A 16,765-nucleotide genomic window follows, 5' to 3' on the forward strand; every position below is an offset into this window, starting at 1 on the left:
TAACCCGTTGTGCATTTTGATGTATTTTCGTCACTTCGAGTAGGTTTTTGAAAAAAATCGTATCGAGAAGTTTGTAATTTTGAAGGCAGATCTATTCTCGACTCGAATTGACGTATCTAACATTAAAATTTTTCAAAATGCACAACGCATTAAGTAATAATTTTATAGCCTAATTTAGTTTTATCTACCACAACATTTCTTTTGATTTACTTTTTTCCTACATCAAAGCCGTTGAATGACAATCTTTATTCAAATTTTCACCTTACTCTTTAAACAGGCTCTTAATAGTATTTTAATTAAAAATATTTATAAATCCCACATATTTCAAAACCTGATGATAAATATTACAATTTTGTCATTTTTTTATTACACAGATGTAGTAAAAATATTACGTGATTTAAAAATAAGATTACAATAAAACCAATACTTTTGGAACTGAAAACAATACTAAGCATGAAAAAAATTATTACCCTATTAGGTACGGTAACTTGTATCTCTATTCTTAACGCCCAAGCCGGCAATGTAGGTATCAATACTCCAACTCCCACCAATACCCTTACCGTAAACGGAAATCAGTCGATAGGTTTTCGATATCAGAATGTCAATGCTCCCACAAACGGAATTATTATTGAAGGAAATACAGGAATCGGTACTTCTACTCCACTATCAAAACTAGATGTAAACGGGCAGACAAAAATTGGTGATGGAACTATCACTCCCACAGCTCCTCCCTCCAGCGGAAGTATTCTTGAACTAAACAGCGAATCTCGAGGATTACGACTGCCTCAGGTTGCTCTTACAAGCACTACCCAATATTCTCCCATACAGGGATCGGGAACAGATTTTTCATCAAAAGGAATGACTATTTTCAATTACAATGCCACAGTCGCATCAAGCAATACCCTGTATCCCGCAAGAGGAGCCGGAGAGTATTATTGGGATGGCACAGGTTGGGTTAGCAAAAATTCTTACGGACCGCAGGCTTCAGACAGCTATATGTCTGTTTACAGCACAAGTAATCAAGATATCGCCGCCAATACATGGACTACTATTAATTTTACAAATAAGTATTATGATAAAAATAACAGTGTAGCCCTACCTACTTCAGCGTTTTCTATTGCTAATAACTCTACAGGACTTTATCAGATCAATGCATCCTATACAACCGACATAAACATGTCATCAATTCGAAGGGGCAGAATAGGGATATTTGTTAACAATATTCTCATAAAAACTTTTGTCTACAGCAATGCATATCCCTCTTTACCTATCGAGACAAGTGGAGGAACCGCTTTATATCTGCAGGGAGGCGATGTAGTAACATTTAAATTTTACGCAGACGGTATTGGGGTAAAACTTGCTACCATAGACCTCGATATGTATCAGGTATCCAGATAATATATAAGCATGTATGATTAAAATTCCCAATAATCATATTTGATTCTAAAAACACATTCTATTCATAATTAAGTAAGGTAGTCAAAGATCTAGGTCTTTGGCTTTTTTTTGGATTAAAATCGCATTAAAAAGGTCAATAATATCAGCCCAAATCAGTAAAAAAAATAAAAAAAATCACTAACTTTTTAAAAAAATTTAAAAGACATTCTTAAATTACATCAACAATGTCATAAAAACTCATCGTGAATCTTTAAAAACATAACAGAAGAATGCACTCAATTGATTTTCAACACTCAAATAATATGAAATATAACTATCAAAATTAAAACACTGAACAGAAAGAATTAACAAAAAGGGATAATAACATCAATCGAGAGAAGATTTTTTTCATAAAAACGCTCAAAAACACGTACACTATTTTGTTTCAAAGAAAAAAATATTATATTTGCACCGCCTTAACGGGGAATAACTCCTCTTTAAGACAACAAAATTTTATATCATGCCGGATTTAAAAATACAAGAAGCAAAATTGCTTTTTAAGAAAATCCACTCTAACCCAAAAAGTTACGATTTAAGAATCAATGAAGACGGGATTACAGGCAGAGATGATAAAATAAGTTTCAGACTTTACAGGACCAGAGAAAGGGTCGATTTTGAAGTAACGATTGACGGACTAACCTTCACCAATATTACTGGAGAATGGAACAACGCAATGATTATGCTAACAAGCACGATCAAAAAATTAGAAAGAGAAGAAGAGAATTTTAAAATAGAACAGGCAATAGATAAACTCCGAAAATATTTATCTGAAGAAAATTAAAAATTTCTAAAAATAAATTTGGTAGATTAAAAAATAGTTTATACTTTTGCACTCACATTTGAACGATATGGCAAATCATAAATCAGCATTAAAAAGAATCAGACAAAACGAAGTTAGAAAAGTTCGTAACAGATATTACCACAAGACTGCTAGAACAGCTTTGAAGGTGTTAAGAAATGAAGAAGATAAAGCTGCTGCTACAGAGCAATTGCCGAAAGTTATCTCTTTGTTGGATAAATTAGCTAAGAAAAATATTATCCACAAAAACAAAGCAGCTAACTTAAAAAGCAAATTAACTAAGCACATTAATAAACTAGCTTAATAAGTATAGATGGCCCGTTCGTCTATCGGTTAGGACCTCAGATTTTCATTCTGGTAAGAGGGGTTCGACTCCCCTACGGGCTACAAAACTTAATTACTACTAACCGGGTAATTAAATAAGAGTTGATACTTATAAAAACAAAAAACTAACCCTGTAAATATTTTCACAGTTTGGTAGATGGCCCGTTCGTCTATCGGTTAGGACCTCAGATTTTCATTCTGGTAAGAGGGGTTCGACTCCCCTACGGGCTACTTAAAAGAGATTTCAATTTGAAATCTCTTTTTTTATTGTACTATATTATGATTACTTCTCACAGTGTAATCAAATACTTCATATAAACAGCTACGGCTCATTAAAACTAGGAAAATAAGAATGACGAACCACAAGCTGTAAACTGCATAAATCATTGATGAGTTAGTTTGTGTCAAACATTAATCTTATGGCGGTCTTCTGAATTACTTATTTTTTGACGCAAAGTTTTATTTTTCGTTATGAATATTTTAAAAGAGCAAAGAGTAAATCAATTAAAATTGATTTGACGAAGCGAACGTTTACAGTAAACTTAATCAAACAGCTTCGCTGTTAAACTTTGCTCCTTTAAATGAAGAGTTTTTGAATAAACCTTCGTTAAAATTATTCGGTTAAATTCCAAAATTAAGGAAAATACTGAAACGTGATTTTGCTTCAATGTCACCTCCCGCCAAATTGGAATAAGCAGGAAGCATCATTTCACTTCCCAGACTGAATTTTTTGTAAGAAGCCTCAAAGCCGAGCTTTCCGTACAAAGCACTTCCTGCCGTATTGGGTAACACCTCATCAAATTGTTTATTTCCGTTGTAAACTTCTCCCTGCATTCCCAATTTTCCAGAGAAAATTACTTTTTCATTTCCTACAATCCGATAAAATCCTGTCGCTACATAATTCCACTGATTTCCGAAATGATACTGTTTTTTATTTTCTGTTTTAATAGTGTAATCGGTATTTAACAAAAATGCGACTTTATTTTTCTGAAATTTATAATTCAAAACCATCTGATAATCCCAGCTTCCTGTTCCCAACTGAAAACTAGGATTGACGCCTGAAATTCCTTTTTCATCAAATTTTCCCAAAGGAACTTTCAATCCAACTCCAGCGTTTATTTGGTGAATATTCTCATTTGAATTGAATAGCTGATAAATTCCCATCAAATTCAAATCTCCGATTCCATTGATTTTAATATTGCCCTGCATTGTTTTCTTTTCATGAAAATGAAATGGCAAACTTGCATAGACACTCAACTTTTTAGTCAGCGGAATTTTTGCCCAAAGCTGAATGGTATTAAAATATTGATCCTGCGTTAAATTTTTTACGAACAAATTTTCTTTTGCTTTATAATATTGGGCAAAATATTTAATTCCGATAAACTGAGGATTCAGTAAAGATTCAAAACCGGAAGATCCGTTTCCGGCAGCGCAACCGCAGGCATCACAGTCATCAAAAACGATTTGATTAACATGATCCGGAATAAAAAGGCTGTCGCTGACTGTTTTAGCTTGATTTAATGTAAACAAAATCAAACTTATAATTAAAAATATTTTTTTCATGTTCAATAATTATTCTGCAAATTTTGGATTAGAGATAAAACTTTTATCAGACAACGTTTTTAGAAAAGCAATAATGAGCTGTTTTTCCTGTGTATCCATTGCAATTCCGATATGCCCGTTTTGTTTTAACTGAGGATCAAGATTGGGTTGATTTTCCACGTTATTAGAATAAAAATTCATGACAGCATCCAACGTATAAAATCTTCCGTCGTGCATATAGGGAGCAGTATATTCTACATTTCGAAGACTTGGAACTCTGAATTTCATATTGTCATTCCAGTCTAAAGTCACCCGATATCTTCCTCTGTCGTCAAACTGAGTATTGTAATACATTCCCGTATTCCTGAAGCTTTCATCGGTAAACAATTCTCCGCTGTGGCAGGAAGCACATTTATTCTGAAACAATGCCATTCCCTGAGTTTCTTCGCTCGTAACAGCAACCTGCCCTTTTTTATACTGATCATATTTGGAATTCGCAGAAACCATTGTGACCATAAACTGAGAAATCGCTTTCAGAATTCTGTCTCCGGTAATATTTTCATCTCCAAAAGCAGCTTTAAACATTTTCTTGTAATTGTTATCTGAATTTAATTTTCCTACGGCTTCAGGCAATGAGCTATCCATTTCAAAATCAGTCGTAATGGGTACTAATGATCTTTCATCGAGATTATGACTCACTCCATCCCAAGTGTAATTTTTTAAGAAAGCCATATTCTGAATCGGCGGTGTATTTCTTATACCGAGCCTGTCATCAATTCCGTGGCTTACAGTATGCCCGTGATGCGTAAACGCATATTCCTGAATATGACAGAAACCGCATGAAATAGTATTGTTTCGGGAGAGTTTTCCTTCATAAAAAAGTTTTTTTCCTAATGCTACTCCATTCACAGTTACTGGATTTCCTGTGACATCAAAAGTCATTTTGGGGAAACCGGAAGGAGTTTCTAATGTATACGCCTCATCTTTCTGCAAAGGTTCTATGATTTCATCAGAACATGAAGAAAATGTCAAAAGAATAAAGATGAAAGAAATCAAAAGAGAGCTGTGATGCCTTCTTTCAGATTGTTTTATATTATTATTAATCATTGTGTACATGGTCTACTTTAAACATTTTTGTTATGTTGTCAGTAACTTTCACCAAATGCTGGTTTGAACCCATTGCCATATCATTGGAAGAATCTAAAACCAGCGCAGTCTGTCCGCTTAGATATTGATTCAAATCTGCCAGAATATGAATAGCAGGTGTAATACTTTGTGTAACTCTTGCTGTCGTCGGAAGATCAAGCGTAATTTCACGATAGAGATCTGCTGTATTATTAGCCGTTACATTTCCCATATTTCCACAGTGATTCATAAATTCTGAAGTGGGTGAAGACGTTCCGTATTTCCCCTCTAATTTGGTAAAAATATATCCCGCTGCCCAGGACCAAGCCATTCCCGCAGCTTTTGCTTTCTGCCAGAAAACGCCCTGCCCTTCCTGTCCGATCAGATAAGCCGACTGGTTGATACCTAAGCCAATTCTGATCTTTTTGTAATTGTTTTTAGGAATTTCAGTAAGATTGAGATAATTAATTCCGACAGCAGCTTCCGCCTGATCTACAATAAATGCCCCTTTGTCCGGATCGTTGTAGTGGTATTTGAATTCACCTCCGTTCTCATCAATTAATGTAATATTACTAATTACATACTTTAAAGTTGAAAATTGAAATTTCTGTCCACTGGAAGAAGTCTGAGTCGTTTGGTTTAAGACAATATCTCCGAGATTATTAAATCCATTCTCAAATTTAAGCTGAAGATTTCCTGTTGTTTCAGATGATGAATCTTCTTCATCGTTATTTCTACAAGACGTTAAAGTGAAAAAAGTAAGAGCAATAAAGAATAATGATAAAAATTTATAAATTTTCATTGTTGATTTTTTAGTGATAAATATGTTGAAATGCCCCACCGCGATAGGGATGGAAGCGGTTATCCTTTTTTTGGATTCTGACGTAAGGAAGAATCTAAAAAAAGATATGAGCGGACAGCCCGACCCAAGCGGTCGGAAAAGCTGGGGCAAGGGGATCGCCCAAAAAGATAAAATTATACACTAAAAACCGGTGGTCGGAAAATATTCTTCAGAAACAGAAAAGAATAGTCTGTTGTATAAGTAAATTTGAAATTAAATCGAGAAATCTTCTCCGTATTTTGAATTTCTGTGATTTCAGGGAGAACGTAAATATCCAGTAATTTCTGTCCTGATCTTTTTGTTTTATTTAAAGGTGAAGAATCGGTATCATTAGCTTTTGCGAGTTGTTTCTTCAGGTAACATTTTCCGTTACAGTGAAGCTCGGAATCGCTTTTATTAATACACAATACTTCGGAAATATAATCATAATTTACAGCATATTCCACCAATGGCACCAAAGGTCTGAATACCACAAATAAAGTGAGGAATATGCTGCAAATAAAGTTCATGAATTATTTTTTGGTAATCGCTTCTTCGTATCTTCTGCTGATTTCTTTCCAGTTGGTCACATTCCAGATCGCAGTTAAATAATCGGCTCTTTTATTCTGATATTTAAGATAATAAGCATGTTCCCAAACATCAATTCCGAAAATGGGTGTTCCTTTTTCTTCCACAACATCCATCAACGGATTATCCTGATTCGGCGTTGAAGAAACAAACAATTTTCCGTTTTTATCGACAGACAACCAAGCCCAACCAGAGCCAAAACGGTCTGCCCCGGCCTTAGCCATTTTTTCTTTAAAAGCATCCATACTTCCAAAAGTTTCCGTGATTGCTTTTGCTAATTTTTCTGATGGCTGCGTATTTTTTTGAGGAGTAAGAACCGTCCAGAACAATTCGTGGTTGTAATGCCCCCCTGCATTATTTCTGATCGCCGGACTTAGTTTTGAAACATTCGACATGATCTGAAACAACGTCTGTTTTTCCTGTGGAGTTCCCGCAATTGCCTTATTCAAATTTGCCACATATGCCGCCGCATGTTTTGAATAGTGAATTTCCATAGTTTTTGCATCTATATTCCCTTCTAATGCATTGTAAGCGTAAGGCAAAGGTGTCTGCTTAAACTGTCCGAACGCAAACTGCGCCGCAAATACTGCACTTAAAGCAGCAATTTTCATAATCTTCATAACGTTTTGTTTTTGTGTGGTTAAATATTATTGTAATAATTTCTTAATATCCTCAATTAATATTTCTCTATCTGGATGGTATTTTCCCGTTAATTTTGGAGTTTTCCCTTCCCTGTCTTCATAATTTAATCCTGAGTAATACAGAATCGGCACATTTTCTTTATTATATCGACAACGGATATTTCCATCCTGGTCAACAAGCGCAATCATTCCGCTGTGGTTGAGGCTTTCACTTTCATCTTCTCTGTCACCAACATAAATATTAAACTGATCTGCAATTTTACCGATATAGTCTCTATTTCCCGTTAAAAAATGCCAGTTTGGAGATTTTACACCAATTCTTTGCGCGTGTTCCTTCAATAATTCCGGAGTGTCATTTTCCGGATCGATGCTTATGGAGATGATCCCAAAATTCGGATCGTTAATTTCATCCTCGATAGCTCTCATATTGGTATTCATCACCGGACAAATCGTAGGACATTTGCTAAAGAAGAATTCCACCAAATAGACTTTTCCAAGCATATCCTTATTGGTAATTTTCCTATTATTCTGATCAGTCAGTTGAAAATCCGGAACTTTCATCACCGTATAAAGATTCTTTTTGAAGTAGCCCATTCCAATACCGATCCCTAAAAAAAGCAAAGCAATAATTACAATCGGAATGATGACTTTACTTTTTGTATTGTTTGGTTTCTTACTTTTGGACATACTTCTCCGGATTTTTTTTGAATTCGTCTTTACACAGTGAACTGCAAAAACCGTACGTTTTATTTTTATACACCGCTGTATCTTTCATTTCCGGTTCTGTAGGCATGTGACAAATAGGGTCTACTGCGTTCGCAAATTTTACCGTTTTTGTATCTATTTTTGCAACTGTTTTTGCTTTCTTATGCTTTACTTTGGGTGTTTCCTGGGCACACGCCATTAATGAAACCGACAATAATGCCGTTAAAATAATTTTTGATTTCATTTTAAATTAAATTGAAATTAATAATTGGATTGAATGGAAATTGATTGATTTTTAAACTAAACTTAATATTGAACTATTTTTATTTAAACACAACGTTCGCTAAGATTTCATTTGCAAAGACGTTAACAGTCAACAATAAATACTAATTTTCAATATTAAATTTAATTAAGAAATTAGTTTAAAATAAAATTAAGCTAAAGGAGGATGAAATATTCTAGAGAAATATTCTGAAGCGTGAAGATTGATATAATCCGAAGCTGGATTTTTTGCTGGAATATCAAATTGGGTTGTATCCGTAAAAGATTGTATTTCGTTGGATAAGAAAACATCTAATCCTGCAATTTTCACATTTTGATTATTATTGGATTGCTTTTCTGTTTTCGCCAATTCTTTTTCAATGTAGCATTTTCCTTTACAGGTAGATTGAGGAACATTTCTGTTTTCGCAAAGGTTTTTTACGATATAATCATAGTTTACAGCATAATTGATCAATGGCAAAACTGGTCGTAATGCAATCGTAAAAATTACGAATATGGAAATGAAAAACTTCAATTATACTTTTGTACCACAAATATACTACTGAAATTGTTTCTATAATTCATTTATGATGAAAGTCATTGATATTTCTTTCCGGCAGCTTGCAACTCACTGCAGGAAAATTTAATAATATAAAATTCTAAAATTTCATCCGTTGAATTCTAACTGCATTTAAAATTGCCAGTAATGCAACGCCAACATCAGCAAAAACTGCTTCCCACATGGTCGCCAAACCACCTGCGCCCAAAACCAGAACAACCGCTTTGATAGCAAATGCTAAAATAATATTCTGCCAGACTATTTTTCTTGTTTGCTTTCCAATATTGATTGCCACTGGGATTTTACTTGGCATATCGTCCTGAATAACAACATCCGCAGTTTCAATCGTCGCATCGCTTCCCAATCCGCCCATTGCAATTCCGACATCGCTTAAAGCAACAACCGGAGCGTCATTCACACCGTCTCCGACAAAAGCTACGGTTTGATTTTTAGCTTTAATTTCTTTTACTTTATTCACTTTATCTTCTGGAAGTAAATCGCCGAAAGCATTTTCAATTCCCAATGTATCGGCAACATGCTGTACAACCGAAGTTTTATCACCACTCAACATAGTGGTTTTTACGTGTAATGCTTTTAATTTATTGATGGTTAATTGTGCATCAGCTTTGATAGAATCTGCAATCGTTAAGTAACCGACAAACTTTCTATCGTACGCAACAGCAATTACCGTGTAAACAATGTCTTCAGATTTAGTATCATAATTAATGTTGAATTTATCCATCAATTTGAAATTTCCAACTAACAATTCTTTTCCGTTGATGATTGCTTTTAAACCATGCCCTGCAATTTCTTCTACATTTTGTAATTCTATGGAATGATCGATTTCTCCGACGTATTCGTGGATGGCTGTTGCAACGGGGTGCGAACTTTTGCTTTCCAAAGCATTTATGAATTTTAAAATTTCATCTTTATTAAATTCATTGTTAAAATTCACTTCCTGAACTTTAAAAACACCTTCCGTCATCGTTCCGGTTTTATCCATTACCACATTTTGAATATTCGCCAAAACATCAAGAAAATTACTTCCTTTAAATAAAATTCCGTTTCGGCTTCCCGCTCCGATTCCTCCAAAATACCCTAACGGAATAGAAATCACCAACGCACAAGGACAGGAAATTACCAAAAAGACCAAAGCCCTGTAAAGCCAGTCTCTGAATATATAATCTTCAACAAAAAAATACGGCAACAGGGTGATTCCGACTGCAAGAAAAACGACAATTGGTGTATAAATTTTTGCAAATTTCCTGATGAACAATTCTGTTGGTGCTTTTTGAGATGTTGCATTTTGCACCATCTCTAAGATTTTACTCAACTTGCTGTCTTTGTAAGCTGTCGTTACTTTTACCTGACTGACGGTATTCAAATTAATCATTCCGGCTAAAACAGTTTCACCTTTTGCTTTGGTATCGGGTTTACTTTCTCCTGTCAAGGCAGAAGTATTGAATGAGGCAGTTTCAGATAATAATTCTCCATCCAATCCTAATTTTTCGCCTGATTTTAACTGAATAATGTCTCCAATATCTACTTTTTCAGGTTTTACGGTTTCAGGTTTTCCATCTTTTAAAATTGTAACCTCATCAGGACGCTGATCGAGCAACAATTTAATATTGCTTTTCGCTTTTGTCACCGCCATTGCCTGAAAAACTTCACCAACAGAATAGAAAAGCATTACAGCAACACCTTCAGGATATTCTCCGATACCGAAAGCGCCGACTGTAGCAATTCCCATTAAGAAAAACTCAGAAAAAATATCACCGTTTTTGATACTCTCAAAAGCTTCTTTTAAAACAGGTAATCCAACAGGGATATAAGCTGCTAAATACCACACCAGACGAATCCAGCCGGTAAACCAATCGGTTTTTATATAATGATCTAAAGCGATACCTATTAACAGTAATCCAAAAGAGATTATCGCCGGGAGAAACATCTGAAACGTAGATTTATCTCCTATATCGTGAGAATGCTCGTGGTCATGAGCTTCATGATTGTGGTTGTGTTGTTTCTTTGGTTTTGTACTGCAACATTCTTCCATAACTGAATAATTTAATCAAAATTAGGCTTAAACTTAATGCAATACTATTGCAAACTTTCCAGACAGTTTTCACAGATTCCTTTGGCGAAAAGTCTGATTTCATCAATCCTGAAATTGGTCTGAACATTTTCGGGAAATGAAACATCTTCTCTACAGGTCGTCTGTTTGCAGATTTTACAGTAGAAATGAAGATGCCAGTCTTTATGAGTACTTTCATTACAACCGTCGTGACAAAGTTTATATCTTGTTGTCGTATTTTCCTGAATACTGTGAACAATTCCTTTTTCTTCGAAAGTTTTTAAGGTTCGATAAATGGTTGTTCTATCGGCATTTTCAAAATGATTTTCAATTTCAGACAAAGACAAGGCGGCTTCCTGAGAACTCAAAAAGTCATACACCAAAATCCTCATGCTGGTGGGTTTGGTATTTTTGTCGATTAACTTGTTTTCGATATTTTTATTCATGACTGTTGAAAATAAAGTAATGGTGTGCGATCGGTTTAATTCAAGCTGAAATTAGTAGTTTTGTATTTCAAAATACTGATTTTAACTTTAAAATCATATTAAATATAATGAATAACAAATATTCTGCCTACTTATTTTTCTGTATTGTACTGATCGGGATTCTGTATTTTTTCTCCATCTCAAAAGATCCGATGTTGGGAGACAGTCTCGTTTTTAATTTACAGATGTCTGAAGGTTTTATATTTAGTTCCAATGCTACTAACCATCTTTTGTACACCAATTTTTTAGTGCTTTTACATAAGATGATGCCTTTTATACATATTCATTTACTAAGTGTAAGCGTGAGTATTTTGTCTGGTGTATTATGCTTATTTTATTTACAGAAATTGCTTAAAGTTTTTGATATTTCAGATAAATCAATCTTAATGTGTACACTCATTTTAGGACTTTCTTTTACTTTCTGGAGAGTTTCCGTAATTACAGAAGTGTATACATTTTACATACTTTTTGTCATTCTGTTTTTATTGAATTTATTTAAATTTTTAAAATCTCAGAAAATAAAATATTTTTATTATTTATCAGTTTTCCTGGGAATTCTCTTCTTAATCCATATTCAGACTATTCTTTTCGGACCGCTTTATATATATCTGATTATTAAGAATTATAAAATATTAAAACAGCATATTATTTACGGTGGATTTATTACTTTTTTACTTGCTTTTATCTTGATTATTCCTGTACTGATGGGCAAACATGGATTTATCAATATTTTCACCATGGAGATTGATAAAGGTTCTATTTTTCAGACTTCTCTCCCTATTATTTTAAAAAGTCTTATCAGAAATTCAGGATTTTTCATTTACAATTTCCTGTTTTTCAGTATATTTATTTTTTTCGGACTTAAAAATAAAACCTATCTTAATTATATTTTGATTGGCATTGCTCCTTTTTTGCTTTTTTGTCTAAAGCATGATGTTTCGGATTCTTACGTTTTTCATTTGGTTCCTTATGTATTTTTGATGATTTTGATAGGACGGGGATTAGATTATTTTCCTAAAATCTATTTCGCTCTTCCTTTATTGCTTCCTATTTTTTATTTTATTTCATTTAAAATTGTAGAACAAACATCTGTTGGAGAAAATTTTGAAAAAGAAAAAGGATTTAAAGGTGGAACACGATATATGCTTTTCCCGATGCTGAACGGAAATCCTGACCTTGATTATTTTTTAAAGCAGTACGAAAAAGATTCATTATATAAAAAACCGGAACTTAAAGCAATGCATCCGTTGGTTTTGAAATGGAAAAGTATTGAAAATAACCATTGATTTATTTGCGTCAAGCAAAGTTTAATTGAAAAAAGTTCTTACTTTTATTCTATGAAAATTTTAATTGTGAACGGTCCGAATCTTAATCTTTTAGGAACCAGAGAACCAGAAATCTATGGAACTGTTTCGATGGAAGATTATCTTGAAACTTTAGAAACCCAGTTTTCTTCTTTTGAATTAGATTATTATCAGTCAAATATTGAAGGAGAAATCATTAATAGGCTGCAGAAAGATAATTTTGATGCATTGGTCATTAATCCCGGAGCTTTTACCCATTATTCTTACGCCATTGCTGACTGTTTAAAAAACATTCAGAAGCCTAAGGTTGAAGTTCACATCAGTAATATTTACAAAAGAGAAGAATTTCGACAAAAGTCTGTAACCGCTGCAAATTCAGACGCCGTTTTATCCGGCTTTGGTATGGATGGATATCGATTGGCCATTTTAAGTTTAAGTAAATTTTGAAATTTGTAGATGCTTCGACTCCGATTAGCATGAAAATTACATAAAAAAATCCTCATCAAATTGATGAGGATTTATATTTTAGTTAGTTGTTTGTTCCTGCAACTGAGGACCTGAAGCAATTAACTTTTTACCTTCTTCCGTATTGCAATATTGTTCGAAGTTTTTGATGTATTTTGCAGCAAGATCTTTTGCTTTTTCTTCCCATTCAGCAACATCGCTGTAGGTATCTCTCGGATCTAAAATTCCTTCAGAAACGTTTGGCAATTCTGTAGGAACTTCAAGATTCATAATCGGAATTCTTGTTTTTGGAGCATCTTCAATGGAACCATCGATGATTGCATCAATAATTGCTCTCGTGTCTTTCAGAGAAATTCTCTTTCCGGTGCCGTTCCAACCCGTATTTACCAAATATGCTTTAGCTCCGTGCTCTTTCATTTTTCCGATCAATGTTTTTGAATACATTGTTGGATGTAATGTTAAGAAAGCTTCACCAAATGCCGGTGAGAAAGATGGTTCAGGTTCTGTAATTCCTCTCTCGGTTCCTGCTAATTTTGAAGTATATCCGCAAAGGAAATGATATTGTGCCTGATCTTCATCCAAAACAGAAACCGGAGGCAATACTCCGAATGCATCTGCCGAAAGATAGACAATCTTGCTTGCGTGTCCCGCTTTTGAAGGCAAAACAATTTTATTAATATGATAAATCGGATAAGAAACTCTCGTGTTTTCTGTAATTGATCCGTCTGTATAATCAGCGATTCCGTCGTTCACGACAACATTTTCAAGAAGTGCGTCTCTCTTGATAGCTCTGAAAATATCAGGTTCTTTTTCTGCTGAAAGGTCAATCACTTTTGCATAACAACCCCCTTCATAATTGAATACACCGTTATTATCCCAACCGTGCTCATCATCACCTATCAAATATCTTTTCGGATCTGCTGACAAAGTAGTTTTTCCTGTACCCGAAAGTCCGAAGAAAAGAGCAACATCGCCTTCTTCACCTACATTTGCAGAACAGTGCATTGATGCCATACCTTTTAACGGAAGGTAATAATTCATCATCGCAAACATCCCTTTCTTCATTTCTCCGCCGTACCATGTTCCACCGATGATCTGAAGTTTTTCAGTAAGGTTGAACATCACAAAGTTTTCGGAATTTAATTCCTGTTCCTCCCAGTTCGGATTGGTAGTTTTAGAACCGTTGATTACTGTGAAATCTGGTTCTCCAAAGTTTTCTAATTCATAATGAGAAGGACGGATGAACATATTGGTAACGAAATGCGCCTGCCAAGCTACCTCAACGATAAATCTTACTTTTAATCTTGTATCTGCGTTGGTTCCACAGAAAGCATCTACAATGTAGATTTTTTTGGCATCAGAAAGTTGGGTAAGCACTAATTCTTTACAAGACTGAAAAATTTCCGGTGTTGTAGGCAAGTTTACTTTACCATCCCAGAAAATCGTGTCTTTTGTAACCTCATCCTGTACAATGTACCTGTCTTTAGGCGAACGGCCTGTGAAAATTCCTGTTTTTACCGATACTGAACCAGATTCCGTAAGCTCAGCCTTTTCAAAACCCTGGTTTTCAGGAGAAACTTCAGCCTGATACAATTCTTCGTAAGAAGGATTACAGACGACTTCGTAATTTCCTTTAATCCCTAATTTTTCTAAATCTTGGATGATTTTAGTGTGTTTCATTTTACTTATATTTTCTATTTCTTTTTGACGTTTAACAAGATTAATATTAATTAATTGTTAAAAGTGGTTTAAATATAATGATATAAGTAAGAATAGCAAATAAAATATAGAGTTTACAATTGTTTGATTATAAGCAAATTAAGTCTTTCCATTCAAAGATAGTGCGAAAACCTTTTCCCCAAAAATAGTCCTCAAAGCCATCAAATTTTGAGCTCATGATAAAATCTCCGCCCCAGGCGCCCAAACTTTTCACAAAAACAGGGCAATCTTCAAAAAACTTAGCCTTAACTGTGGGAATTTCAAGGAAATTCGATATTTTTTGCTCATGAATTAACATTAGTTCAGAAAAATTTTCCAATTCATTACATAGTAAAATATTTCTTGTAAGATTCGAAAATTCATCGACCAGTTTTTGAGACTTATTTTTTGACTTATAAAAACTGATTCCTTCACGGCTATCCTGCTTCTGATTTAAATGAATAAAAATCAACTCATCTTTAAAAGAAGGACTGAAATTCACCTTCTCATATTTAATCTCAGGAACACTTTGGTATAAAACAGCAGATTTCTCCTTTGCTACCGCAATATCATACCCGCTTCCACCCAAACTTATCGTATTTAAATAGAAAGGATCGATCTCTGCCCACTCTGCAAGATTGTTCATTAAAGTAGAGCTGCTTCCCAAACCATAATCCGCAGGAAACTGAAGATTGGTCTTTAAATGATAGGTAAAATCGTTTTTGAATTTAATTTTAGAAAGTGTCTGAACGTTTTTTAATGTCTTTAAAATGAATTCAGCACTTGTAGGAATATTGGTTTTTAAGATATGCCAGTTTTTATAATCGATAACAGCTTTCAACCATAATTTGTTCTGATGATAAGCTTCCCAAAAAATCAGGAATTTGTTATCATTTTTTTCTTCAAAAAAAAACTCTTGTCCAAGCTTTGTGGGTACAGCAAGGACAAGAGCTCCGTCTATTGCGAAATATTCTGAAGTAAGCATCAGCTTTCCCGGTGAAAATATTTCGCCCATAATTTTTAGTTTAATTAAATCGCAGATGCAACATCTACGGAAGAATCAATTTTCTTGATTAATCCCTGAAGTGTTTTTCCCGGTCCAACTTCAATAAAGTTTGTTGCACCGTCTTTAATCATATTCTGTACAGACTGCGTCCATTTTACAGCACCTGTTAACTGTGCAATAAGATTTTGCTTAATTTCGTCAGGATTCGTAACTGCTGTAGTTGTGATATTCTGATATACAGGAATCGTCGCTTTTCTGAATTTTGTCTGCTCTATCGCCGCCGCCAATCTCTCTTGTGCAGGCTGCATCAATGGAGAGTGGAATGCTCCGTTTACAGGCAATAACAGTGCTCTTTTCGCTCCTGCTTCTTTTAATTTAGCACAAGCTTCTTCAACCGCAACTGTTTCTCCGGAAATTACCAACTGTCCCGGACAGTTATAATTGGCAGGAACTACAATCCCGCTGATTGTTGCGCAGATTTCTTCCACTTTAGCATCTTCCAATCCTAAAATTGCAGCCATAGAACTTGGATTGGCATCACAAGCCGCCTGCATTGCTTTTGCTCTTTCGGAAACCAATTTCAGACCGTCGTCAAAAGACAATACTCCGTTGGCAACTAATGCTGAGAATTCTCCCAAAGAATGTCCTGCAACCATTTCGGCTCCAAGACCGTTTACCGCTTTCAACGCAGCAACCGAATGTATAAAAATTGAAGGTTGGGTAACCTCCGTTTTTTTAAGATCTTCATCCGCTCCATTAAACATAATAGAAAGGATATCAAACCCTAAAATTTCGTTGGCAGATTCCATCAGATCTTTAATGTCTTTTCTAGAATCGTACAATTCTTTTCCCATTCCTACGAACTGAGAACCCTGCCCTGGAAATACAAGTGCTTTCATGTATTAATTTAAAATATTACGCAAATATAAATATAA

18 protein-coding genes and 2 tRNA genes are annotated in these 16,765 nt (G+C 34.5%); 7 read left to right on the forward strand and 13 right to left on the reverse strand.

Translation table 11 applies throughout. The features are described 5' to 3' along the window. The first annotated feature begins 453 nt into the window (after positions 1-453). From ASG22_RS17785 to ASG22_RS17805, 5 genes are all read left to right on the forward strand, one after another. Positions 454-1,398, forward strand: coding sequence for a hypothetical protein (locus ASG22_RS17785; RefSeq protein ID WP_055987561.1), 945 nt, complete (start codon positions 454-456; stop codon positions 1,396-1,398). Positions 1,399-1,897: 499 nt separating this feature from the next. Next, on the forward strand, positions 1,898-2,218 hold the full coding sequence (locus ASG22_RS17790; RefSeq protein WP_055987563.1) for a hypothetical protein: 321 nt from the start codon (positions 1,898-1,900) through the stop codon (positions 2,216-2,218). A gap of 67 nt (positions 2,219-2,285) precedes the next feature. Beyond that, on the forward strand, positions 2,286-2,540 hold the full coding sequence (rpsT, locus tag ASG22_RS17795) for a 30S ribosomal protein S20 (protein WP_055987565.1): 255 nt from the start codon (positions 2,286-2,288) through the stop codon (positions 2,538-2,540). Positions 2,541-2,551: 11 nt separating this feature from the next. Continuing rightward, positions 2,552-2,623: transfer RNA gene (locus ASG22_RS17800), tRNA-Glu, on the forward strand. A 96-nt stretch (positions 2,624-2,719) separates the two neighbouring features. Beyond that, positions 2,720-2,791: transfer RNA gene (locus ASG22_RS17805), tRNA-Glu, on the forward strand. Between the two features lie 390 nt (positions 2,792-3,181). Here the strand turns inward: ASG22_RS17805 and ASG22_RS17810 are convergent. From ASG22_RS17810 to ASG22_RS17855, 10 genes are all read right to left on the reverse strand, one after another. After that, entirely contained in the window at positions 3,182-4,123 is a 942-nt protein-coding gene (locus tag ASG22_RS17810) for a transporter (protein ID WP_055987567.1), read from the reverse strand. A 9-nt stretch (positions 4,124-4,132) separates the two neighbouring features. Next, on the reverse strand, positions 4,133-5,218 hold the full coding sequence (locus tag ASG22_RS17815; protein WP_055987569.1) for a cytochrome-c peroxidase: 1,086 nt from the start codon (positions 5,216-5,218) through the stop codon (positions 4,133-4,135). After that, positions 5,202-6,029, reverse strand: a complete 828-nt coding sequence (locus ASG22_RS17820) for an MbnP family protein (protein WP_055987571.1) — start codon at positions 6,027-6,029, stop codon at positions 5,202-5,204. The genes ASG22_RS17815 and ASG22_RS17820 overlap by 17 nt, the downstream gene beginning before the upstream one ends. Positions 6,030-6,202: 173 nt before the next feature. Continuing rightward, the gene (locus ASG22_RS17825) at positions 6,203-6,577 is read right to left on the reverse strand and encodes a hypothetical protein (RefSeq protein ID WP_055987573.1); all 375 of its coding nucleotides are present in this window, start codon (positions 6,575-6,577) and stop codon (positions 6,203-6,205) included. A 3-nt stretch (positions 6,578-6,580) separates the two neighbouring features. Further along, positions 6,581-7,255: a superoxide dismutase gene (locus ASG22_RS17830; protein WP_055987575.1), complete on the reverse strand. Its 675-nt coding sequence runs from the start codon at positions 7,253-7,255 to the stop codon at positions 6,581-6,583. A gap of 27 nt (positions 7,256-7,282) precedes the next feature. Further along, complete coding sequence (locus ASG22_RS17835; protein WP_055987577.1) at positions 7,283-7,963, reverse strand: SCO family protein; 681 nt, start codon at positions 7,961-7,963, stop codon at positions 7,283-7,285. Next, on the reverse strand, positions 7,950-8,225 hold the full coding sequence (locus ASG22_RS17840; protein ID WP_055987579.1) for a YHS domain-containing protein: 276 nt from the start codon (positions 8,223-8,225) through the stop codon (positions 7,950-7,952). Before ASG22_RS17840 ends, ASG22_RS17835 begins: the two co-directional genes overlap by 14 nt. Before the next feature lie 189 nt (positions 8,226-8,414). Beyond that, positions 8,415-8,777, reverse strand: a complete 363-nt coding sequence (locus ASG22_RS17845; RefSeq protein WP_055987581.1) for a hypothetical protein — start codon at positions 8,775-8,777, stop codon at positions 8,415-8,417. Between the two features lie 124 nt (positions 8,778-8,901). Further along, entirely contained in the window at positions 8,902-10,854 is a 1,953-nt protein-coding gene (locus tag ASG22_RS17850; RefSeq protein WP_055987583.1) for a heavy metal translocating P-type ATPase, read from the reverse strand. 44 nt (positions 10,855-10,898) lie between these two features. Next, positions 10,899-11,318, reverse strand: a complete 420-nt coding sequence (locus ASG22_RS17855) for a Fur family transcriptional regulator (RefSeq protein ID WP_055987586.1) — start codon at positions 11,316-11,318, stop codon at positions 10,899-10,901. A 107-nt stretch (positions 11,319-11,425) separates the two neighbouring features. On the opposite strand from ASG22_RS17855, the gene ASG22_RS17860 reads away from it, so the two are divergent. Both ASG22_RS17860 and ASG22_RS17865 read left to right on the forward strand, forming a co-directional pair. Beyond that, complete coding sequence (locus ASG22_RS17860) at positions 11,426-12,643, forward strand: glycosyltransferase family 39 protein (RefSeq protein WP_055987588.1); 1,218 nt, start codon at positions 11,426-11,428, stop codon at positions 12,641-12,643. Between the two features lie 51 nt (positions 12,644-12,694). Continuing rightward, a complete protein-coding gene (locus ASG22_RS17865; RefSeq protein WP_055987589.1) occupies positions 12,695-13,108 on the forward strand; it encodes a type II 3-dehydroquinate dehydratase in 414 nt (137 codons plus the stop codon). Positions 13,109-13,186: 78 nt separating this feature from the next. On the opposite strand, the gene pckA is transcribed toward ASG22_RS17865, so the two are convergent. The 3 genes from pckA to fabD all read right to left on the reverse strand — a co-directional run bounded on the left by pckA (position 13,187) and on the right by fabD (position 16,729). After that, complete coding sequence (gene pckA / locus ASG22_RS17870) at positions 13,187-14,806, reverse strand: phosphoenolpyruvate carboxykinase (ATP) (RefSeq protein ID WP_055987591.1); 1,620 nt, start codon at positions 14,804-14,806, stop codon at positions 13,187-13,189. Between the two features lie 127 nt (positions 14,807-14,933). Continuing rightward, a complete protein-coding gene (locus ASG22_RS17875) occupies positions 14,934-15,839 on the reverse strand; it encodes a GYDIA family GHMP kinase (RefSeq protein ID WP_055987593.1) in 906 nt (301 codons plus the stop codon). A 14-nt stretch (positions 15,840-15,853) separates the two neighbouring features. Next, positions 15,854-16,729, reverse strand: coding sequence for an ACP S-malonyltransferase (fabD, locus tag ASG22_RS17880; protein ID WP_055987596.1), 876 nt, complete (start codon positions 16,727-16,729; stop codon positions 15,854-15,856). Positions 16,730-16,765: the final 36 nt, after the last annotated feature.

This window comes from Chryseobacterium sp. Leaf405, from assembly GCF_001425355.1.
Lineage (GTDB): Bacteria > Bacteroidota > Bacteroidia > Flavobacteriales > Weeksellaceae > Chryseobacterium.